Raw genomic sequence first — 21,197 nt, forward strand, 5'->3', positions numbered from 1 at the left:
ACCCCGCGATCACGTCAGCTGAAACTGTTCGGGCCGAGCAGAGCCTTCAGGTCGCCCTTGAGCGCGGTCGTCGGGTTCACGTGGTAGGGCCCGAGGCGCAGCAGCGTCACCCGCGAGCCGTGGCTGAGCTTCACGTGCACCTCGGCCTTGCCCGGGTGGTTGACCAGGATCTCCTTGAGCCGGTCGACGAGCGGCGGGGTGCACCGGGTGGCCGGCAGCGACAGCACGACCGGCCGGTTCTCGTCGGCCGCGCTCACGTCCGGGATCGACAGGTCCATCGCCATCAGCCGGGGCGTCTCGTCGCGGCGGTCGACCCGGCCCTTCACCACCACGATCGCGTCCTCGGCGATGTACTGCCCGACGAGCTCGTACGTGTTCGGGAAGAACAGCGCCTCGACCGCGCCGCCGAGGTCCTCCAGCGACGCCGAGGCCCACGGCTTGCCCTGCTTGGTGATGCGCCGCTGCACGCCGGTGAGCATGCCGGCCAGGGTGACCACGGCGCCGTCGGCGATCGCGCCCTCCTCCGAGAGGCGGCTGATCTCGGTGTCGGCCGCCTTCGACAGCACCGACTCCAGGCCGAACAGCGGGTGGTCGGAGACGTAGAGGCCGAGCATCTCCCGCTCGAAGGTGAGCAGCTCGCGCTTGTCCCACTCGATCTGCGGAATCTGCACCGACATCGCCGTGCCGCCGGAGGAGTCGTCCGCCCCGAACGCGTCGCCGAACAGGTCGAACTGCCCGATGGCCTCGTTCTTCTTGAGGTCGGCGTAGTTGTCGATCGCGTCGGCGTGGATGGCCAGCAGGCCGCGGCGCGGGTGCTGCATCGAGTCGAACGCGCCCGCCTTGATCAGAGACTCGATCGTCTTCTTGTTGCACGCGACCGAGTCGACCTTGGACAGGAAGTCGTCGAAGTCCTTGTACGGCCCGTTGGCGGTCTGCCGGCAGCGCACGATCGCGTCGACGACGTTGTGGCCGACGTTGCGCACCGCGGCGAGCCCGAACCGGATGTCCTTGCCGACCGGGGTGAAGGGGCCGGCGGACTCGTTGACGTCGGGCGGGAGGACGTCGATGCCCATGCGCCGGCACTCGGCGAGGTACATGGCCATCTTGTCCTTGTCGTCGCCGACGCTGGTGAGCAGGGCGGCCATGTACTCGGCCGGGTAGTTCGCCTTGAGGTACGCGGTCCAGTAGGAGACCAGGCCGTACCCGGCGGTGTGGGCCTTGTTGAAGGCGTAGTCGGCGAACGGGACGAGCACGTCCCAGAGGCTCTTGATCGCCTCGTCGCTGTAGCCGTTGCCGCGCATGCCGTCGCGGAACGGGATGTACTCCTTCTCCAGGACCTCTTTCTTCTTCTTGCCCATGGCCCGGCGCAGCAGATCCGCCTGCCCCAGGGTGTACCCCGCGAGCTTCTGCGCGGCGCGCTGGACCTGCTCCTGATAGACGATCAGGCCGTACGTCGGGCCGAGGATCTCCTTGAGCGGCTCCTCCAGCTCGGGGTGGATCGGGATGATGTCCTGCTGGCCGTTCTTGCGCAGGGCGTAGTTCGTGTGCGAGTTGGCGCCCATCGGACCGGGCCGGTACAGCGCCAGCACGGCCGAGATGTCCTCGAAGTTGTCGGGCTTCATCAGCCGCAGCAGCGAGCGCATCGGGCCGCCGTCGAGCTGGAACACGCCGAGGGTGTCGCCGCGGGCCAGCAGCTCGTAGGCCGGCTTGTCGTCGAGCTCCAGGGCGAGCAGGTCGAGGTCGATCCCGCGGCGTTTGATGTTCTTGACCGCGTCGTCGATGATCGTCAGGTTGCGCAGGCCGAGGAAGTCCATCTTGAGCAGGCCGAGCGTCTCGCAGGTCGGGTAGTCGAACTGCGTGATGATCGCCCCGTCGGCGTCGCGCCGCATGAGCGGCACGTGGTCGATGAGCGGCTCCGCGGACATGATCACGCCGGCGGCGTGCACACCCGTCTGCCGGATCAGGCCCTCGAGGCCCTTGGCGGTCTCGACGACCTTCTTGACGTCCGGGTCGCTGTCGTACAGCGCGCGGAACTCGACCGCCTCGGAGTACCGCGGATGGTTCGGGTCGAAGATGCCCGAGAGCGGGATGTCCTTGCCCATCACCGCGGGCGGCATGGCCTTGGTGATCTTGTCGCCGACCGCGAACGGGTAGCCCAGCACGCGGGCCGAGTCCTTGATGGCGGCCTTGGCCTTGATGGTGCCGAAGGTGGCGATCTGCGCGACGCGGTCGTCGCCCCACTTCTCGGTCACGTAGCGGATGACGTCGCCGCGCCGGCGCTCGTCGAAGTCGATGTCGATGTCGGGCATGGAGACGCGGTCGGGGTTGAGGAACCGCTCGAAGATCAGCCCGTGCGGGAGGGGATCGAGGTCGGTGATCCCCATCGCGTACGCGACCAGGCTTCCGGCCGCCGAACCACGCCCGGGGCCGACGGCGATGCCCTCGTTCTTGGCCCACATGATGAAGTCCGAGACGACGAGGAAGTACGCCGGGAAGCCCATCGAGAGGATGATGTCCGTCTCGTAGTCGGCCTGCTTCTGGTGTACCTCGTCCACGCCGTTCGGGAACCGCCGGGCCATCCCGCGGGCGACCTCGGCCCGGAAGAACGACTCCTCCGTGTGGCCCTCGGGCACCGGGAAGCGCGGCATCAGGTTGACGAACTTGAACATGTCCGTGGTGTCGACCTTCTCGGCCACCAGGAGGGTGTTCTTGCAGCCGGCCTGCCACAGCTCGGACGAGTCCACGGCGCGCATCTCGTCGGCCGACTTGAGGTAGTAGCCGGACCCGCCGAACCGGAAGCGGTTGGGGTCGTTGATGTTCGCCGCGGTCTGCACGCACAGCAGCACGTCGTGGGCCTCGGCCTGGGCCTGGTGCGTGTAGTGCGAGTCGTTGGTGACCACGGGCGGGATGTTGAGCCGCTTGGAGATCTCGGTCAGGCCCTCGCGGACCCGCTTCTCGATGTCGAGGCCGTGGTCCATGACCTCGAGGAAGTAGTTGTCCTTGCCGAAGATCTCCTGGTATTTCGCGGCCGCCTTCAGCGCCTCGTCGAACTGGTCGAGCCGCAGCCGCGTCTGGACCTCGCCGGACGGGCAGCCGGTCGTGGCCATGAGGCCCTCGGCGTGCTCGGCGATGATCTCGGCGTCCATCCTCGGCCACTTCACGAAGTGACCCTCGATCGACGCGCGCGAGTTGAGCCGGAACAGGTTGTGCAGGCCGGTCTTGTTGCGCGCCCAGATCGTCTTGTGCGTGTAGCCGCCGGAGCCGGAGACGTCGTCGTCCTTCTGGTCCGGCCGCCCCCACTTGACGCGCTTCTTGATCAGGCGGGACTCCGGCGCCACGTAGGCCTCGACGCCCAGGATCGGCGTGACGCCCGCGCCCTTGGCCTGCTTGTAGAAGTCGTAGGCCCCGTGCATGTTGCCGTGGTCGGTGATCGCGACGGCGGGCATGCCGAGCCGGTTGGCCTCGGCGAACATCTCCTTGAGGCGCGCGGCGCCGTCGAGCATGGAGTACTCGGTGTGCACGTGGAGATGCACGAACGAGTCGGCCATGCTCAACCCCCCCGGGGCTCGGTCTGACAGGTCCGGCCATGGACCCTACCCCCATCCGGACGCCTTTGGTCGGACCCCCCACGGACGTGTCGAACGGCACTGCGCTACCGCAGTTCCGCCGTCACCGTCAGTCGCAGATGGGCATCGACCCAGGCCCTCGCCGCCGCCTCGCCGGGGTCGGGCCCGAGCGCGTCACGCAGCGCCTCGAGCGCGGCGGCGGCCTGGTGGAGCCCGACCCGGTTCAGCCCGTCACCGGCCTTGCGCAGCCGGTCACCGAAGCCCGGCGGGAGGTGGCGCAGTCCCCGGTGCGGCATCTCGGCGAGCGTGGCGATCGCGTGGTCGAGCGCCGCCGGCAGCGGCTCCTGGCGGCCACCGTCCGGCAGCGCCAGCTCCCCGGCGCCGGCCTCGCCGAGATCCGGGACGACGACCGTCGTCCCCGCCACGATCGCGAGCGGGTCGATCTCGATCCCGCCGCCGGTCCTGCGCACCACCCCGCTGACGTACGACGGCGCGGCCGCGAGGGCCCCGGCGATGGCGTCGAGGCGGCCCGGGGCGGCGGCGGTGTGGGTCGCGGCGAGCACCGCCCGGTTGCCGTGCCGGTCGGCGAGGTCGGCGCGGAGGCGCTGGGCCCCCGGCGCGTACGCCACGGCGTGCACCTGGGCGACCTCCAGCACCCGCACCAGCTCGGCCTCGATCCGCGGCCGGACGACCCGCGGCGGCAGCCCGTCGAGCTCCCCGGCGAGCGCGGCCAGGTCTCGCACGAGCAGCGTGTCCGGGAGCCGGTCCCACGCGCCGCGCGACGCGGTGACGGTGGCCTTCGCGACCCGGCTCGTCGTCAGCCGCACGGCCCGGCTCGCGCTGCGCACCGCGGACTCCGTCACGAGCGTGCCGGCCGCGAGCGCCCCGACGCTCGACCCGGCGAGCCGCCGCCGCCCGAGCTGCGCCCCGGGCTCGTCGCCGTCCCAGGCCCGGCGCAGCACGAGCACGGTGCCGCTGTCGGCGTGGGCCAGGTACACCTCGACGACCCGCCGCTCGTCCCCCGTCACCGCGCTCCCGGCGGCCACGACGCGGCACCCGAGCCCGTCGAGCCGGACCCGCCGCAGCGCCGTCTCGGCCGCCTCCTCGGTGCCGAGCACCCGGGCCCGGGCCCCGCCCCCGAGGCCCCGGGCGGCCCGCGCCCGCGCGTGCAGCTCCCCGACCAGCTCGGCCAGGCGCTCGGGCGAGTACCCGCTCCCCCGGTCCCGGTACGCCTCGAGCTGCTCCGCCAGCTCCCCGACGGCCAGCAGCGGCCATCGCAGCCCGTCGCGCTCCAGCCGCCGGGCGACGTCGGCGATGCGACCGACGATCCCGGCCCCGAGCTGCACCGCCCCGCCGAGCAGCACCTCGCCCGCCAGCCCGGCCGCGAGGTCGGGCCCGTCGCCGTGCTCCGTCACCGGCTCGCCGACGTCGACCCGCACGTCGGCCTGGCCCGGCGCCTGCCGGTCGGCCTCCCGGAACGCCCACACGGCGAGCGCGATCACGTCGTCGCGGGTCCCGGCCACGGCGTCGGTGTGCACGAACCCGAGGTCGTCCGGCACCAGGAAGCGCACGGTGGCCGACCCGAGGTCGACGCGCGCGACGGGATCGGCGGCGCTCGGCCGGTACACCCGCGCGTGGTACCCGGCCCGACGCGCCCGGCGCGCCGCGGCCATCATCCGCGCCCCGATCCGCCCGGCGACCTGCTCGTCCGTGAACCCGCCCGGCGACCACCCGGCGGTCCCGCCCGCCTCCACACCGGCCTCGCCCGCGGCCTCGCCGGTCCCGCCCGCCGTCCCCTCGCCGTTGCCGCCCGCCGCCTGGTACGCCAGGATCAGCCCGAGCACGTGCCGGCAGACGCCGGCCGCCCCGCACGTGCAGGTGGCCCGCTCCAGCCCGCCGGTCGGCAGCGCCGGGGCGGCCCCGTCTGCGAAGGTGCCCCGCAGCGTCCCGTCGGCGTCCTCGGCGACGCCGGGCGGCGCGGCCTCGGCCTCGCGGGCGGCCCGCTTCACCAGCCCCCGGTTCGTGAGCGCGGCCAGCGAGTCGGCCGTCAGCGCGAGCACGTCCGCCCTCATCGGCCCACGTGCTCCGCCACGAACGCCGCCAGCTCGCCCGGCGTCATCGCCCCCACCGCGGCCCCGGCGTCGGCGAGCCGCTGCCCCATGTCCGGGTCGTACGACGGGTCCGCCTGCTCGTCCAGCGCGGCCAGGCACAGCACCGTGGTGCCCTGCTCGACGAGCGCCCGCACCCCGCGCACCAGCCGCCCCGGGTCCCCGCCCTCGTAGAAGTCGCTGATGACCGCGACGATGCTCCGGCGGGGCTGCTCGATCAGCTGCGTGCCGTAGGCGACCGCCCGCGCGATGTCGGTACCGCCGCCGAGCTGCACCTTCATCAGGATCTCGACGGGATCGTCGACCTCGCCGGTCAGGTCGGTCACGTCGGTGTCGAACGTGACCAGGTGCGTCTTCACGCCCGGCAGCCCCCAGAGGCACGCGGCGGTGACGGCGGCGTGGATCACGGACCCGGCCATCGACCCGGACTGGTCCACCAGCAGCACGAGCTGCCACCGCTCGACGTGGCGGCGGGTGCGCGAGAAGAAGTACGCCTGCTCGACGTACACCTTGCGCTCCTGCGGCCGGTAGTGCCCCAGGTTGGCCCGCAGCGTGCGGCGCACGTCGAAGTCGCGCGCCAGCCGGAACCGGCTCGCCGTGCGCGACCGCGCCCCGGTGAACGCCCGCCGGACCTCGGTGGCGAGCCGCTCCATGAGCTGGCGCACGACCGCCTCGACGATCCGCCGCGCCTGGCGCAGCACCTCGGGATCCATGAGGTGCTTGGTGCGCAGCACCGCCCGCAGCAGGGTCTCGTTCGGCTCGATCCGGGCCAGGACGGCGGGATCGGTCACCACGTCATGGATCTCGTACCGCTCCACCGCATCGCGCTCAAGCCGCTCGATGGTCTCCTTGGGGAACAGCTTGGCGATCTGGTCGAGCCAGTCGACGGTGGTGAGGACCGACGGCCCGTCCCCGCCGTGCCGCCCGCTGCCCCGGACCCCGCGCCGCCGCAGCTCCTCGTCCCGCCCGTACAGCCATTCCAGCGCCGCGTCCTGCCCCGTCCCGACGCCGTCGAGCACTCCCCGGCCGCCCAGGCCTCCGTCGGCGGCGTGCCCGAGCACGAGCCGCCACCGCTGCAGCCCCGGATCGGCCCCGCCCTTCGCTTCGGGGCGTCCTGGCACCGGCTCGCCGTTCATGACAGCATCCCGTGCCGCGCCAGTGCCGCGTCGACCCGGGACTCCAGCACGGCCGCCAGCGCGAGCGACTCCGCATCGACGGACGGCGCCCGCAGCATCGCCCGCCCCGACCCCGCGACCCCGCGCCGCGCCAGCACGTGCTCCGCGATCGTCTCCCGCTCCCGCGGCGGGAAGTACGCGAACGCCTGCCGCAGCGCTGGCAGCGCGACCAGGAAGTCCTGCGCCCCGAGCCCGGAGACGAGCTCGTCCAGCAGGTCCAGCACCCCCTCGGCGTGCAGCACCTCCTCGCGCGCCACCGCGAACAACCCGGCCAGCCAGTCCCCGAGCGCCACCGCCCCGCCCGCGCCGCGCACCGCCCGCACCGGGTCGTCCTGCGCGCCGAGCGCCCACCCGAACCCGAACGCCGCGCCCCGCAGATCCGGCGGTCCGTCCCGCCCGGCCGCGATCCGCGCCATCGTCCCGAGCGCCGCCGCACGATCGAGCCCGAGCCGCGCCCCCGCGTGCCGCACGACGTCCCGCAGCGCGACCACGGCCCCGATCCGCCCCGGGTCCGCGGCCGCCGAGGCCCCCCGGGCCCCCTCCGCCAGCCACAGCAGCCGATCGTGCGAGGCCGCGATGACCACCCCGAGCGCCGCGGACCCGGCGGTGCCGAGCAGCCGATCGTGGCGCCACAGCGCCAGCAGTACCCCGAGCAGCCGCCCCAGCTCCCCCAGATCCTGCGCCGAGGCGATGCCGAGCCCGAGGTCGCGCAGCACCTGCTCGGAGAGCCGGGTCGTCCCGCACAGCGCCGCGTCGAAGAGCACCCCGGCCAGCTCTCCCACGTTCCCGCCCGCGTCCGCGACGCGCTCGGCGATCCGGGCGGCCGCGGCCGACTCGAGCGTCGCCCCGTACGCCCCCGCCTCGATCAGCGACGGCAGCCGGTGCTCGTGCTCGCTGACCGTCCACTGCTCGTCCAGCACCGGATCGACCCCGGTGGCCGGCCCGTGCCGCCGCTCGAACCCCGGGATGGCCAGCACCCGCAGCCGGTGCAGCGTCCGGCTGCGCCGCTGCCCGTCCGGCTCCGTCAGGCTCAGCGCGACCGCCCCGCCCGTGGCCAGCCCCTCCCGCTCGAGCTCCGCCGCGACGTCGTGCACGAGCGGCGGCAGCGGCGTCGCCTCGTGCAGCCGCCCGACCCGTTCCCCGCTGAGCGCGGCGACCATCTCGACCACCACCGGGTGCGTGCCGGCCCGCAGCCTCCCCCGGGTGGCCCACGGCAACGCCTCGTCCAGCGCGTCCTGCACCAGCGCGGCGGCCAGCCCGTCGAGGATGTCGGTCCGGCCCGGGTGCCGATGCCCGCGCACGGCCGCGAGCCCGGCGGCGGAGGCCCGGGCCGCGATGAGATCGGCGGTGGAGACCCGCTGCCGCCGCTCACGCAACCGCCGGACCACGGCACCGACCAGCCCGTCGGCCGCCGCCTGCGCCCCCGACTCCCACAGCCGCTGGTAGTACTCCGGCGACGGCATCCCCGACTGGTATCCGTCGAACGCGTCGAGCCGCCGGAACGAGTACGGCACGAGGTAGCTCCCGCCGACGGCCCCGCCCGGCAACGAGGGCGCCGCCGGCCACCCGTCGCCGGGCTCGGCCCCCGCGGGCGCCGAATGTCCGTGATCCCGGCCCGTGAGCCGGATCAGCGCGGGCCGGTGGAACCCGCCCGTGACCACCACGACCGGACGCGCTCCGGCCTTGTGCCGCGCGGCCCGCACCCACCGCGCCATGTACTCCTCGCGCGCCCGATCCCCGTCGCTCGCCTCCGACTCTCCGCGCAGCAGGTCGAAGTAGACCGCCAGCCGCGCCTCGATCGCGCTGCCGGACCCGGTCCCGCCCACGGCCGGGGTGTCGTCGTGGCGCTGCACCGGGCCGGCGCCCGGCCCCGCGAGCCCGCCCGGGCCGGCGCCCGGCCCCGCGAGCCCGCCCGGGCCGGCGCCCGGCCCCGCGAGCCCGCCCGGGCCGGCGCCCGGCCCCGCGAGCCCGCCCGGGCCGGCGCCCGGCTCCGCGAGCCCGCCCGGGCCGGCGCCCGGCTCCGCGAGCCCGCCCGGGCCGGCGCCCGGCTCCGCGAGCCCGCCTGGGCCGGTGGCGGTGGCGGTGGCGGGCTCGATCTCGAAGAGGTGGTCCCACAGCGAGTCCACGTTGTCGACCGAGAACGCCGCGCACAGCCGGTCGACGGCCTCGGCGTAGCGCTCCTCGGCGTCGCAGTAGCGGTTCTCGCGCCCGGCCAGGGCCTCGTGCCAGGCCGGCAGGTCGATGAAGCGCACCTCGGCCCCCGCGGCGCGGCCGGCGGTGAGCGCGACCCACTCCGGCGAGTACTCGCAGAACGGCGCCCACGATCCCGCGTGCCGATGCTCGTCGCGGTAGCTGCTGAACACCGCGATCGGCAGCGTGTGCCCGAGCAGCAGCTCGTCCATGCGCTCGTTCATGTCCGCCGGCCCCTCGACGAGCACGTAGGCGGGCCGCAGCGCGGCGATCGTCTCGCCGACCAGGCGGGCGCAGGCCGGGCTGTGGTGCCGCACCCCGATGAACGTCACCGTCATCGCGCGGCGGCCCTCTCGCCGGCCCCGCGGGCGCGCGCCGGACCGTCGTTTCGCCCCTCGCCGCCGGCCCCGCGGGCACGGGCCAGGCCGTGGTCCCGCCACTCGACGCTGGCCCCGCGGGCGCGCGCCGGACCGTGGCCTCGCCCCTCGCCGCCGGCCCCGCGGGCACGGGCCGCACCGTGGTTGCCCCGCTCGACGCCGGTCACGCGGGCACGCGCCGGACCGTCGTTTCGCCCCTCGACGCACGTCGCCGTCACCGCGGACCTCAGCCCGGCAGCTGGTGCCGGGCGGCGTGCAGGGCCCGCCACTGCTCCCCGCCGCGCCAGGTGGCCTGCTGCTCCAGGTATCGCCGCAGCTTCGCGAGATCCTCCGGGCTGTCCTTGGCCGCGGTGCCCGCGAGGCAGGCGACGAGGTCGGCCGCGGTGCCGGGCTCCCCGCGCAGGAACCACCCGCGCAGCCCGACCGCGTGCGCGACGGACACCGCCTCGGCCGTGCTCATCACCGCCGTGAGCCGATCCATCGAGTCGCCGCGGGCCGTGCGCCCGGTCCGCAGCTCCCGGAACGTGGTGACCAGCACCTCGAGCACGTCCCGCCGCGGCGGCACCGTCACCCCCGAGCGCCGCAGCAGGGCCGCCGCCTCGGCCTCCACGAGCGCGAGCTCGGTCTGCAGGTCCGGGATCGGGAAGACGGTCTCGAAGTTGAACCGGCGCTTGAGCGCCGCGCTCATCTCGTTGACGCCCCGGTCGCGGGTGTTGGCCGTGGCGATCACGTTGAACCCGTCGCGCGCGAACACCATCGCGTCCGGGCCGGTCAGCTCCGGCACCGCGAGCACCCGGTCCGACAACGGCGACAGCAGGCTGTCCTGCACCTCCAGCGGGCAGCGGGTGATCTCCTCGAACCGCACCACCCGCCCCTCGGCCATCCCGCGCAGCAGCGGCGCCCGCACCAGCGAGCGGGTCGAGGGCCCCTCGGCGACCAGGAGCGCATAATTCCAGGAGTACTTGATCTGGTCCTCGGTCGTCGCCGCCCCGCCCTGGATCGTCAGCGTCGACACCCCGCTCACGGCCGCCGCGAGCAGCTCGGACAGCAGCGACTTGGCCGTGCCCGGCTCCCCGACGAGCATCAGCCCCCGGCTCGTGGCCAGCGACACCAGCGCCCGGTCGATGAGCGACGGATCGCCGACGAACTTGCGGCTGATCCCCGCGCCCGGGTCCCCGACGATGAACCGCCGGGCCGCGGTGAGGCTCAGCACCCACCCCGGCGGGCGCGGCCCGCCGTCGGTCTCGGCCAGCAGCCGCAGCTCATCCGCGAACCGCACCTCGGCCGGCGGCCGCTGCACCGAGCCGGCCCCGCCACCCGGCAGGCCGGGCTCGGCGACCTCGACGACGGCGGCTCCGGACGCGCCGTCGCCACCCGCCGGCGGCGCCCCGCTCACTGGGTCACCTCGCGCAGGTCACGCAGGATCTCCGAGGCCGTCACCGCGTCGAGCGCGCCGAACGGCAGCCCCCTGCGGCGGTCCCAGCTCGCGCTGCCCTCGGTCAGGATGTAGGCGGTGCCGAGCGTCTGGTTCTCGAACTCGGTGACCAGGCCGACGATGATGCCCGGGTCGAGGTCGAGCATCAGCGTCGCGCCGCCCGGCAGGTCGCGCTCCATGGCCGGCTGGACGCCCGCGTCCTGCGGGGCCGCGCGCCGCCAGCCGCGCCGCTCCAGGCCGAGCACCGTGGTGGTGGGGACCTTGAGCCCCTCCTGCCGCCGCAGCTGCGTCGCCTGCCGCTCCTCCTCCGTCAGCGCCTGGGTGTCGCGGGAGAGCTGCTCGAAGGGCTGCAGGATCTCGTAGTCGGCGAACACCTCACCCCAGGCGGCGAGGTCCGCGCCGAGGTCCAGCGGGTGCGCGACCCCGATCACGGCCCCGTCGGGGATCGCGGCGGGCTCGTCGCCGGGCCCGGCGAGCGTGCGGTCCTCGGCCACCCGCAGGCTCACCAGCACCGCACCCCCGGCCTCCCCCGGCTCCGCGGCGCCATATGCGGCCCACACCAGGCGCCGCGCCACGTGCCACACGAGGGGGTGTTCGACGATGAACTGCTGGAACTCCGCCGGCGTCCACCGCCGCCGCAGCACCATCGCGCGCTCGAAGCGGCGGATCTGGTCGGCCGCGACGGTCCGCACGTCCTTCTTGAGCCCGGCGAACCGGGCCGCGGCCGCCGGCGCGAGCTGCGGGTCGTCCTTGGCGCCGGGCTTGGGCAGGTCCTTGCGGCGCTTGCCGTCCTCGTCCGCCACGTAGGGCTTGAGCTGCTCGTCGAAGCCCACCACGAACCGCCGCGGCCCGTAGTCGAGCACGAGCGTCCCGTCCGGGTCGAGGCCGAAGTCGGGCACCAGCCGGTCCGCGAGCTGCTCCGGCGACAGGCCGAGGGCGTCGGCGACCTCGGCGATCTTCTCCTGCGCCCGCTCCTTCAGGCCGCGGAACTTCACCTTCTCCGCGATGCCGTGCAGGTGCATGAGCGCCACGTCGGAGCCGATCTCGGCGAGCACGTCGAGGCCGGCGACCGCGCGGGCGTGGCCGCCCTCGCCGGGCCAGGCGCGGATCAGCGGCGCGAGCCGGCGCACGGTCTCGTCGTCGCCGAGGAACCCGAGCGCGTCGAGCACCCACGACTCCTTCGACGGGAACCCGGCGAGCTGCCAGCGCTGGAACAGCGACCAGGCGAACTCGGCGAGCGACTCGGCCGTGCACGTCCGGGTGACGATCGCCAGCCCCCCCATACGGCTCGCCGAGGCGCGACATCGCCAGGATCGTCAGCACCGAGCCGGCGGCCGGGGCGGGCAGGCCGCCCGAGCCGTCGGCGAGCTCGATCGGCGTCAGCAGCGCGGGATCGGCCCACTCCGGCACCGCGGGCACCTTCGCCGGCAGCAGGTGCAGCGGGTCGGTCTCCAGCAGCGCCGCGATCCCCTCGGCGGCGGCCGGCCCGTAGTGCTCGGCCGCGGCCCGGATCGCGTCGGCGTGCCCCTCGCCGGCGAGGTAGTGCAGCGCCCGCTCCGCGTATCGCCGGGCGGTGCCCGCCTTGCCCAGCGCCGCCGGGACCAGTTCGCGCGCCGCGGCCGCCGGGTGCCGGCGCAGCCAGGCCGCCGCCGTGGGCCGCACCGACTTGAGCCGCCCGAACCACTCGGCCATCAGCGGCCCGACCGCCGGCCCGGTGAACGGCTGCAGCACCTGGACCATGGCCGCCGCGGCCGATGACGCTCCCGCGAGCGCGGCCGGATACATCGCGGGCCCGTAGCGGGCGACCAGGCCCCGCAACCAGTGCTCCGCGTTCCAGAACTCGCGCGGCCGCCACCGTTCCAGCAGCGGCAGCGTCAGGGCGTCCGGCGCCACCAGGAAGAACCCGGGCTCGTCGTAGGGGCGCGCCCGTCCCGTGCGAACCTCCTCGGCGAGGCGCTCGTAGTCGCGCCGGCCGTATGAGCGGTAGCCCTGCCCGGCCTTCTGCCAGGCCTCCTGCTCGCCCGCGACCCACTCCAGGGTCACGGGGTCGGTGCACCGCAGCCCCGCGACCACGATCGGCTTGCGGAGCTTGCCGCCGGCGCTCCACGGCGGCGCGGCCAGCAGCGGCGGGACGGACTCGGCGGGGGCCTCGTGCACGGAGTCGAGCCGCGCGGTGATCGCGGTGATCCGGCGCGCGGCGACCTCGGGCAGCGTCGCGGCGACCTCGTCGGCCTCCGCCCGGTGCCGCACGACCTGCGTGCGCAGGAGCTCGCCGAGCACCACGCCGCGGGAGCCGGTCCAGGCCGCGGTGGCGAGCAGGCGGACGGCCCGGCGCGGGAAGCGGTCCGCGGCCTCGGTCAGGGCGAGGGATCCGGCCTTGGAGTCGGATCGTTCGAGCAGCGCGAGGAAGGCCTCGTCGGACGGCACCGCCGAGATCAGCGCCAGCAGCATGCGCTGGCCGTCGCCCCAGGATCCGTAGGTCGTCAGCAGGTCGAGGTAGACCGGCAGCCCGTCCGCGCCGAGGCCCTCGGCGACCGTGTAGAGATGCTCCGGCGACCCCACGAGGTGGCTGGGCACATAGCCGGTGAACAGGGTCCGCAGCCGGTCGGGCTCGGTGACGCAGGCGGTGAGCAGCAGCTTGGGCCACTCGTGCCCCTGCCGTCCCGTCAGCGCGCCCACGTCACGGTTGACCCAGCCGTCCTCGGTCGCGACGAGGAAGGAGGCGACGGCGGCCTGGTGCCACGCCAGCTCGCCGGCGCGCAGCTCGGCGAGGGCCGCCACCGCCGCCGCGAACTCCTCCTCGGGCGCCGCCGCGGCCGCGGCCCGGAGCCGGTGCAGCAGCAGCGTCACGCCGTCGGCGTAGAAGTGCTGCGGGACGTCGTTGCGGCCGTATCGGGTGATCGGTGCCGGGCCGGCGTCCTGCCCGTAGCGCTGCTCGCGCTCGGCGATGAAGCGCAGCTCGACCAGCTCGACGGCGGCGCTGAGCGCGAACGCCAGCCCGCGCTCGCTGATCCACTGGTCGGCGATGGCCCGGCTCGTCTTCGCGTCGGTCTTCGGCTGCGGCCCGACCGCGAAGACGGCGACGGCGGCGGCGCCGAGCGGCGTGCTGCCCGCCTCGCCGTCGAGATGGGCGAGACCGGCCGCGGAGATGTCCGGCGGCGTTCTGGCGTGGGTGAGGCTCTCGCGGATGCCGGCCCGGCCCTGGGTGGCCTTGGCGACGACGGACGCGGCGGCGGGTTCGGGCGCATACGGCACGGGCATCCCGCCCCGGCGCGGCAGCAGGTGCTTGCGCCACTCGGCCGGTGTGACGAACCGGTCCTCGCTCATCGCCTGTCGACCCCCTCGTGATCCGTCCCGACGGGCGACACACTAGCGACCCCCACCGACATTTTTTCGCGGCGGTGCCCGCGACCTGCGGCAATGCGGATGCGGGCGGAGTGGTCCGACAAAGTCGCCAAATGGGGAAAATCGGATCCCGGGAAAAGTGTCGTACCGTCCTGTTACATCAGAGTCATGGGATTGCGGACCGTACGCGGGGTGAGCGTCGACGAGGCGCTACGGATGGTTCTCCTGTTGCCCGAGGTCGACCAGCGCCAGCACGGCAACCACCTCGGGTTCCGGATCCGGGACAGGGCGTTCGCGTACCTGTGCGCCGACGACCTGACCATGCTCGTGAAGGCGACCCGGGAGGAGCAGGCCGCGCTCGTGGAGGACGACCCGCGGGCGTACAAGAAGGCCCGCGCGTCCGGGCGGATCGGCTGGGTCCAGGTGCGGCTGCGCAAGGCCCACGAGGACGAGCTGGCCGACCTGATCACGGAGGCGTGGCGGATGACGGCGCCGCGGCTCATCGTGGCGCGCGCCGACCTTCCGCTCTGCTGAACCCGCGGCCGTGAGCCGGTTCAGGTGGCGGAGACGATGGTCGTGATCAGGCCGGCGGCCAGAGCGGTGAGCAGGACGGCGGCCAGGGCGATGCGCCAGGTGAGGCGGATGGCCGCGCCGGCGTGAGCGGCGGTGTGCTTCATCCACCGAGGGAAGCACAGCGGCCTGACGTCCGGCTGTGGTGAACCTGAAGTGCACCGATGGGAGCACTCAGATCCCCCGCGGGGCTGCCGAATCCGGCGGCGTGGACGTTCGGGTGCTCGGCACGATCGAGATCATCGACCCCGCGGACGCGGGCGCGCGGCGGCTGACCGGCGAGGATCTGCCCCGCCGGGCCCGGCAGGTGCTCGGGGTGCTCGCGGCGCGGCACGACCGGGTGCAGTCCAAGGACGCGCTCGCCGACGCGGTCTGGGGCGAGGAGCTGCCCGGCAACCACGCGGCGGCGCTGGAGCACTACGTGTCGGTGCTGCGGCGGGCGCTGCAACCCGGGGTGCCGACGTCGCGGTCGTTCATCGTGACGCGGGCGGGCGGATACGTGTTCGCCACCGACCGCGCCCGGCTGGACCTGGCCGAGCTGCGGGCGGCGGCGCGCACGGCCGAGGCCGAGCCGGACCGCACGGACGTGCGCGAGGAGATCGTGCGGCTCGCGCGGGATCTGCCGTTCGCCGAGGACGAGTACGCGGACTGGGCGGCCCCGGCCCGGGGCGAGGTCCGGGCCGCGCTCGTCGGGGCGCTGCTCGACCTGGCCGAGCGGTGCGTCGACGGCGACCCGGGGCGGGCGCTGCGGCTGGGGCGGCAGGCGCTCGAGCTCGACCCCTATGCCGAGCGGGGCTACCGCGCGCTGATGCGGGCCGTGGCCGGGCAGGGGCGAAAGGACGAGGTGCTGCGATGGTACGAGCGGTGCGTCCGCGCGCTGACGGATGAGCTCGGGATCGCCCCCGCCGCCGCCACCACCGAGCTGCGGGATGCGCTGGTCGCCACGCTGGAGGGCGGGCCGCCGGCGTTCGACCGGCGCCGAGGGGATCGGCGGCGGGCACCCCGCGAAGCGACGGTGGCGCCCGCGCGGGAACCGGCCGGGGGCGGCCCGGGCGGGTTCGTCGGGCGCGTCGCCGAGCTCGACGCGCTCGCGGCCGGGCCCGATGTCGTGCACGTCGCCGGGCCCGCCGGGGCCGGGAAGTCGGCGCTGCTCGGGCGGTTGCGGGAGCTGTACCCGGACGTGGTCGGGCTCGGGCGGGGACCCGGGCCGGGCGGGGCGCTGCGGCTGGGGTGGCTGCGCACGGTGCTGCACCAGCTCGGGGCGCCGACCGACGCGGTGCTCGACGCGGCCATGGCCGAGCGGCGGCACCTGCTGCCCGGCGAGCTCGACGAGATCGCGGGGCGGCTGCCGCGCGGAGCCGTGCGGGCGGTCGTCGCCATCGACGACGCCGAGCACCTCGACGCCGACTCCGTCGCCGAGCTGCGGTGGCTGCGGGAGCGCGGGGTGCGGGTCGTGGTGTCGTACCGCTACCCGTCCGCGATCGCCGACCGGCCGCTCGGGGCCCTCGACGCCGATCTCGTGCTGCGGCTGGCCCCGCTGACGGCGGCGGACCTGCCCTCCGACGTGCTCGAGGCCAGCGGGGGCATCCCCGGGCTGGTCACGGCGGCGCGGGAGCTCGGGCCGCAGCTGAGCGGCGAGGTCGCCATGCACCTGGCCCGGCAGCGGACCCGGTGGATGCCGCCGGCGGCGTGGGAGATCCTCCGGCTCACCGCGGCGCTCGGGTCGCTGCGGGTCGAGCAGGTGGCCGCGGCCGGCGGGCTGGAGCTCGACGACGTGCTCGGGGCCGTCGACCAGCTGGTGCACGCGCACCTGCTCGTCGAGGGGCCCGGCGGCCACGTCCGGCATCGCAGCGGCCTGGTGCGGGCCGCGGTGGCCGCACAGGTCTCGGCCGCCCGTGGCCAGCACCTGCGCGCCCGGCTGGCCTGAGCGGCGGGGCGGCCCCGTACAGTCGCACTCGTGACTCCGATCGAGCGATTCGGAGCGGCTGCTCCGGACGCCACCCGGCCGATGCGGGCCGACGCCCGCCGGAACCGGACCAGGGTGCTCGAGGCCGCCGAGGCCGTGTTCGCGGCCGAGGGCGTGGGCGCCCCCACCGAGGCGGTCGCACGGCGGGCAGGCGTCGGCATCGGTACCGTCTTCCGGCACTTCCCCACCAAGGAAGCGCTGCTCGAGGCGGTGCTCGTCGAGCGGATGCGCACCCTGGTCGAGCACGCGAGCCGGGCGGCCGGGGACGACGACCCCGCAAGCGCGTTGTTCGGGTTCCTCGAGCACGTCGTGGAGCAGAGCGCCACGAAGCACGCGTTCGCCGACGCGCTCTCCGGGGCCGGGGTCGACGTCACCGAGGTCGTCCGGGACGTGCGCGCGGCGCTGCTCGCCGCCGTCGACGCGCTGGTCGCCCGGGCCCGCGCGGCCGGGGCGGTGCGGGCGGACGTCGGGGGCGCCGCGGTGGTCGCGGTGCTGGTCGGGGCCTCGCATGCGGCCATGTGGGCCCCGGACGAGCCTACGCGCGCGACCGCGATCAGGGTCATCCTGGACGGGCTGCGCAACGCGCCGTGACGCGGGAAATGCCGTGGCCCCCGCACGCAGGACGGCGCACAATCGGGTTCGATATGGAGTATCAGCAGTTAGTCAAGATCAGTAAGCGGATGTCCAAGGCACTCCGCCATGAGCCCGCACGGGTCGGGCTGACGCTCGACGCCGCCGGGTGGGTGCCCGTCGCCGAGTTCCTCGCCGCGATGCGCATCGATCGGGCCACCCTCGACGAGGTGGTCGACGGCAACGACAAGCAGCGCTTCGCCGTGGCCGTGGGCGAGGACGGCGTCGAACGCATCCGGGCCAACCAGGGCCACTCGGTCCCCGTCGAGCTGGGGCTGGCCGAGGCGGAACCGCCCGAAGTGCTGTTTCACGGTACCGGTGCCGCCGCCCTGGCCTCGATCCAGGCGACCGGACTCAACCGGGGCGGGCGTCACCACGTGCACCTGTCACCCGACACCGCGACCGCGCGCCGGGTCGGGGCCCGCCGCGGGGGCGCCATCGTGATCCTCACGGTGCTCGCCGGCGAGATGGCCCGGGCCGGGCACGTCTTCTACCGGTCGGACAACGGGGTGTGGCTGACGGACACGGTGCCGTCCGAATTCATCCGGACCGGCTGAGCAGCCGCTCCAGCAGCGCCGCCAGCGGCATCGACTCGCCGTCGCGCGCCCCCTCGCCGACGATGAGGCGCGGCGGCTGCGGGGTCGGGTCGGCCCCCACGAGCAGCGCCTTCACCGACGACGGGACGAGCAGCGAGTAGTACTCCCCGTCCTGCGCGATCGCGATGGTGCGGGCGGGATTGAGGTACCACCCCCGCAGCGACGTGCGGTAGGACCGTCCGCTGTAGGAGCGCGCCCGCAGCGGCTCCGGCGCCGGGCCCGACGCGCGCGCGGCGGCCACGAACCCGGCGATCAGGGCCCTGGCCTGCTCGGCCTCGGCCTCACGGCGGCGCTCGAGCTCGGCCCCGTGATGGGCCACCGCCCGCGCCCTCTGTTCCCGCCAATCGTCGGTCACGGCGAAACCCTATCCGGTCGCAGATCACACTCAGCGACCGCGCCACCGAGGGCCCCCGAGGCGTTTGGGATGCTAGAGGCGCCGCCTGCATTGCCTGAGTGAGGAGCACCCGTGACCGCGACCTTCGATGATGAGGACGTGACCGGCTTCGGCGAGCTCGGGCTGCGCGACGAGCTGCTCAAAGCGCTGGCCGGCCTCGGCTACGAGGAGCCGACCCCGATCCAGCGCGAGGCCATCCCGCCCATGCTCGCCGGAAGGGACCTGCTCGGCCAGGCCGCGACCGGCACGGGCAAGACCGCCGCGTTCGCCCTGCCGCTGCTGCAGCGCCTGCCCTCGCCCGGGGGCGACAACCCGTCCGCGCTGATCCTGGTGCCCACCCGCGAGCTGGCGGTCCAGGTGTCGGAGGCCATCCATCGGTACGGTCGCGACCTGGGCGTCCGCGTCCTGCCCATCTACGGCGGGCAGCCCATCGGCCGCCAGCTGCGCTCGCTCGAGTTCGGCGTCGACGTCGTGGTCGCGACCCCGGGCCGGGCGCTGGACCACCTCGGCCGCGGCACGCTGCGCCTGCACGACCTGCACGTCGTGGTGCTCGACGAGGCCGACGAGATGCTCGACATGGGCTTCGCCGAGGACATCGAGGCGATCCTGGCCGAGACGCCCGAGGACCGGCAGACCGTGCTGTTCTCGGCCACGATGCCGCCGCGGATCGACGGGCTGGCCGCGAGCCACCTCAACGACCCGGTGCGCATCCAGATCGGCCGGGAGCCGACCCCCGCGGGTGAGGCACCGCTCGTGCGCCAGGTGGCATATGTCGTACCGCGGGCGCACAAGCCGGCCGCCCTCGGACGCGTCCTGGACGTCGAGGCGCCCGGGGCGGCGATCGTCTTCTGCCGCACCCGCGACGAGGTCGACCAGCTGACGGAGACGCTCAACGGCCGCGGCTACCGGGCCGAGGCCCTGCACGGTGGCATGGGCCAGGAGCAGCGCGACCGCGTGATGGCCCGGCTGCGCAACGGCACCGCCGACCTGCTCGTGGCCACCGACGTCGCGGCCCGCGGGCTCGACGTGGAGCACCTCACGCACGTGGTGAACTACGACGTGCCGTCGGCGCCGGAGTCGTATGTGCACCGCATCGGCCGCGTCGGGCGCGCCGGCCGCGAGGGCGTGGCCATCACCCTCGCTGAGCCGCGCGAGCACCGGATGCTCAAGACGATCGAGCGCGTCACGAAGCAGCGCATCACGATCGAGAAGGTCCCGTCGGTCGCCGACCTGCGCGCCCGTCGCATGGAGCTCACCCGCGCCGCCCTGCACGAGAGCCTCATCGCCGACAACGGCCTCGAGCGCTTCCGGGTGATCGTGGAGTCCCTCGCCGAGGAGTTCGACCCGATGGAGATCGCGCTCGCCGCGATCAAGCTCGCCCACGAGTCGACCGCCGTCGGGGAGAACGACGAGGAGGAGATCCCGGACGTCACGCTGCGTCAGCCGCGGGAGTCTTCGCGTGACGAGCGCTCGAACCCCAACCGGCGGGTCAGCGTGCGCGACTCCGACGGCCGCGGCCGGGGCCGCGACACCGGCGGCCGGCGCGCCCCGACGGGCGGGATGACCCGCCTGTTCGTGGGTGCGGGCCGCGCGGCGGGCATCCGGCCGCAGGACCTGGTCGGCGCGATCACCGGCGAGTCGAGCCTGACCGGCCGCGACGTCGGGGCGATCGAGATCGCGGACCGCTTCTCCCTCGTGGAGGTCCCGGACGGCGCGGTCGACGAGGTCATCGACACCCTGCGGCGCACCACGCTGAAGGGCCGCCGCCCGGTCGTCCGCCGGGAGCGCCACCGAGCGTCCTGACCGGCGCCACTACCGCGACCCGGCGGCGTTGAGCGCGGCGGCGATGGGTTCGAGCGCGGCGACGAGCTCGTCGCGCTCGCCCGGCTCGAGGCCGGCGAGGGCCGCCGCGGCGAGATCGTCGGTGATCGCCTCGATCCGCGCCTTGGTCTCGCGGCCTTCGTCGCTGAGCCAGCCGTCGGCGCCGACGAGGCCGCGCTCGCGCATGCCGTCCACGACCGCGGCCAGCTGCCGGGCCGGCAGGTGGTGGACCCGGCCGAACTGCTCGGCGGGCATGCCCTCGGACAGGGCGTGCAGCACGTGGGCCTCCGTCCCGCCGATCCCGGCCGCGACCAGGGCGGCGATGTGACCGTCGCCGCGGTGCTCGCGCAGGAGGGTGGCCGCGTGCCAGAGCCGGGCGAAGGGCTCCTCGGGCACGGGCAGCGTGCGCAGGGCGGCGTACAGGACCCGCCCGTGCGCCGGGGCGCTCGTCGCCGCCTTGGTGGCCAGGTCGGCGGCGCGCTCGAGCGTGGGGGTGTCGCCGAGGATCCGGCGCAGCGCCGCGACACAGCCCTGCTCACGGGCGGCGATCGCCTCCTCGGGGGTGGTGATGTCCCAGACGTGGGGGATGTGGCGGGCGACCTCGCCGGGGGCGAAGTTGTAGAAGACGGCGTCGACCACGGCGGCCGGCACCCGGCCCAGCGGGGCGGCCCGCCCGGCGAAGTAGGCGTCCCAGGTGTTGCGGAGGCCGAGCGCCAGGAGGGCCTGGTCCGGCTCGTCGGCGAAGTAGGCGACCAGGTGGATCGGCTCGACGAGCTCGTGCAGGTGGCGGGCGGTGACGGCGGGCGCGGAAACCGTGGACTGCATCCGGATCATCTCCTGGGTTCGAGGTCCTGTGGGGCTGCTCGACCCTGCTACGAACACCCCGGCCCCGATCCGACACCCCCGCCGAGATTCTTTTTGGCGAGGTCGTTCAGGCATCCTTCCCGCGCGACGGCCGCCTTACGAGCACAAGCGAAGTGCGACGAACCATCAAATTTCCAAAGAGGAAAAGCCCGGTCCCGAG

At 74.8% G+C, this 21,197-nt stretch carries 15 protein-coding genes and 1 pseudogene; 6 read left to right on the top strand and 10 right to left on the bottom strand.

What is annotated here, in order from left to right; translation table 11 throughout:
• Positions 1-14 precede the first annotated feature (14 nt).
• The 6 genes from dnaE to AC6JBM_RS31465 all read right to left on the bottom strand — a co-directional run bounded on the left by dnaE (position 15) and on the right by AC6JBM_RS31465 (position 12,134).
• The gene (gene dnaE, locus AC6JBM_RS31440; protein WP_497977644.1) at positions 15-3,548 is read right to left on the bottom strand and encodes a DNA polymerase III subunit alpha; all 3,534 of its coding nucleotides are present in this window, start codon (positions 3,546-3,548) and stop codon (positions 15-17) included.
• A gap of 104 nt (positions 3,549-3,652) precedes the next feature.
• A complete protein-coding gene (locus AC6JBM_RS31445; RefSeq protein ID WP_497977645.1) occupies positions 3,653-5,638 on the bottom strand; it encodes a YehQ family protein in 1,986 nt (661 codons plus the stop codon).
• Positions 5,635-6,810, bottom strand: coding sequence for a VWA domain-containing protein (locus AC6JBM_RS31450; protein WP_497977646.1), 1,176 nt, complete (start codon positions 6,808-6,810; stop codon positions 5,635-5,637). The genes AC6JBM_RS31445 and AC6JBM_RS31450 overlap by 4 nt, the downstream gene beginning before the upstream one ends.
• Complete coding sequence (locus AC6JBM_RS31455) at positions 6,807-9,377, bottom strand: DUF5682 family protein (RefSeq protein ID WP_497977647.1); 2,571 nt, start codon at positions 9,375-9,377, stop codon at positions 6,807-6,809. The genes AC6JBM_RS31450 and AC6JBM_RS31455 overlap by 4 nt, the downstream gene beginning before the upstream one ends.
• 265 nt (positions 9,378-9,642) lie before the next feature.
• Positions 9,643-10,740, bottom strand: coding sequence for an ATP-binding protein (locus AC6JBM_RS31460; RefSeq protein WP_497986557.1), 1,098 nt, complete (start codon positions 10,738-10,740; stop codon positions 9,643-9,645).
• A 68-nt stretch (positions 10,741-10,808) separates the two neighbouring features.
• Positions 10,809-12,134 (bottom strand): DUF4132 domain-containing protein, encoded by a 1,326-nt coding sequence (locus tag AC6JBM_RS31465; RefSeq protein WP_497977648.1) that lies wholly within the window; start codon positions 12,132-12,134, stop codon positions 10,809-10,811.
• Between the two features lie 290 nt (positions 12,135-12,424).
• Between AC6JBM_RS31465 and AC6JBM_RS31470 the strand changes: the two genes are divergently transcribed.
• A complete protein-coding gene (locus AC6JBM_RS31470) occupies positions 12,425-12,649 on the top strand; it encodes a hypothetical protein (protein ID WP_497977649.1) in 225 nt (74 codons plus the stop codon).
• Positions 12,650-13,500: 851 nt separating this feature from the next.
• Here AC6JBM_RS31470 and AC6JBM_RS31475 read toward each other — a convergent pair.
• Positions 13,501-14,178: pseudogene (locus tag AC6JBM_RS31475) on the bottom strand (hypothetical protein); the annotation flags it as partial.
• Positions 14,179-14,364: 186 nt separating this feature from the next.
• Here AC6JBM_RS31475 and AC6JBM_RS31480 point away from each other — a divergent pair.
• The gene (locus AC6JBM_RS31480; protein ID WP_497977650.1) at positions 14,365-14,730 is read left to right on the top strand and encodes an MmcQ/YjbR family DNA-binding protein; all 366 of its coding nucleotides are present in this window, start codon (positions 14,365-14,367) and stop codon (positions 14,728-14,730) included.
• Positions 14,731-14,750: 20 nt separating this feature from the next.
• On the opposite strand, the gene AC6JBM_RS31485 is transcribed toward AC6JBM_RS31480, so the two are convergent.
• Positions 14,751-14,873, bottom strand: coding sequence for a hypothetical protein (locus AC6JBM_RS31485; protein ID WP_350618537.1), 123 nt, complete (start codon positions 14,871-14,873; stop codon positions 14,751-14,753).
• Between the two features lie 101 nt (positions 14,874-14,974).
• On the opposite strand from AC6JBM_RS31485, the gene AC6JBM_RS31490 reads away from it, so the two are divergent.
• Genes AC6JBM_RS31490 through AC6JBM_RS31500 form a run of 3 tightly spaced genes read left to right on the top strand, consistent with a single transcriptional unit; the run spans position 14,975 to position 17,919 of the window.
• Entirely contained in the window at positions 14,975-16,693 is a 1,719-nt protein-coding gene (locus AC6JBM_RS31490; protein ID WP_497977651.1) for an AfsR/SARP family transcriptional regulator, read from the top strand.
• A gap of 30 nt (positions 16,694-16,723) precedes the next feature.
• Positions 16,724-17,323: a TetR/AcrR family transcriptional regulator gene (locus tag AC6JBM_RS31495; protein ID WP_497977652.1), complete on the top strand. Its 600-nt coding sequence runs from the start codon at positions 16,724-16,726 to the stop codon at positions 17,321-17,323.
• A 53-nt stretch (positions 17,324-17,376) separates the two neighbouring features.
• Complete coding sequence (locus AC6JBM_RS31500) at positions 17,377-17,919, top strand: RNA 2'-phosphotransferase (RefSeq protein ID WP_497977653.1); 543 nt, start codon at positions 17,377-17,379, stop codon at positions 17,917-17,919.
• On the opposite strand, the gene AC6JBM_RS31505 is transcribed toward AC6JBM_RS31500, so the two are convergent.
• Positions 17,903-18,313, bottom strand: a complete 411-nt coding sequence (locus AC6JBM_RS31505) for a hypothetical protein (RefSeq protein WP_497977654.1) — start codon at positions 18,311-18,313, stop codon at positions 17,903-17,905. The two genes, AC6JBM_RS31500 and AC6JBM_RS31505, sit on opposite strands and share 17 nt — an antisense overlap.
• Positions 18,314-18,424: 111 nt before the next feature.
• On the opposite strand from AC6JBM_RS31505, the gene AC6JBM_RS31510 reads away from it, so the two are divergent.
• Entirely contained in the window at positions 18,425-20,155 is a 1,731-nt protein-coding gene (locus AC6JBM_RS31510) for a DEAD/DEAH box helicase (RefSeq protein WP_497977655.1), read from the top strand.
• Positions 20,156-20,164: 9 nt separating this feature from the next.
• Here the strand turns inward: AC6JBM_RS31510 and AC6JBM_RS31515 are convergent, their stop codons facing one another.
• On the bottom strand, positions 20,165-20,998 hold the full coding sequence (locus AC6JBM_RS31515) for an SCO6745 family protein (protein ID WP_497977656.1): 834 nt from the start codon (positions 20,996-20,998) through the stop codon (positions 20,165-20,167).
• Positions 20,999-21,197 lie beyond the last annotated feature (199 nt).

The organism is Dactylosporangium thailandense, assembly GCF_059739745.1.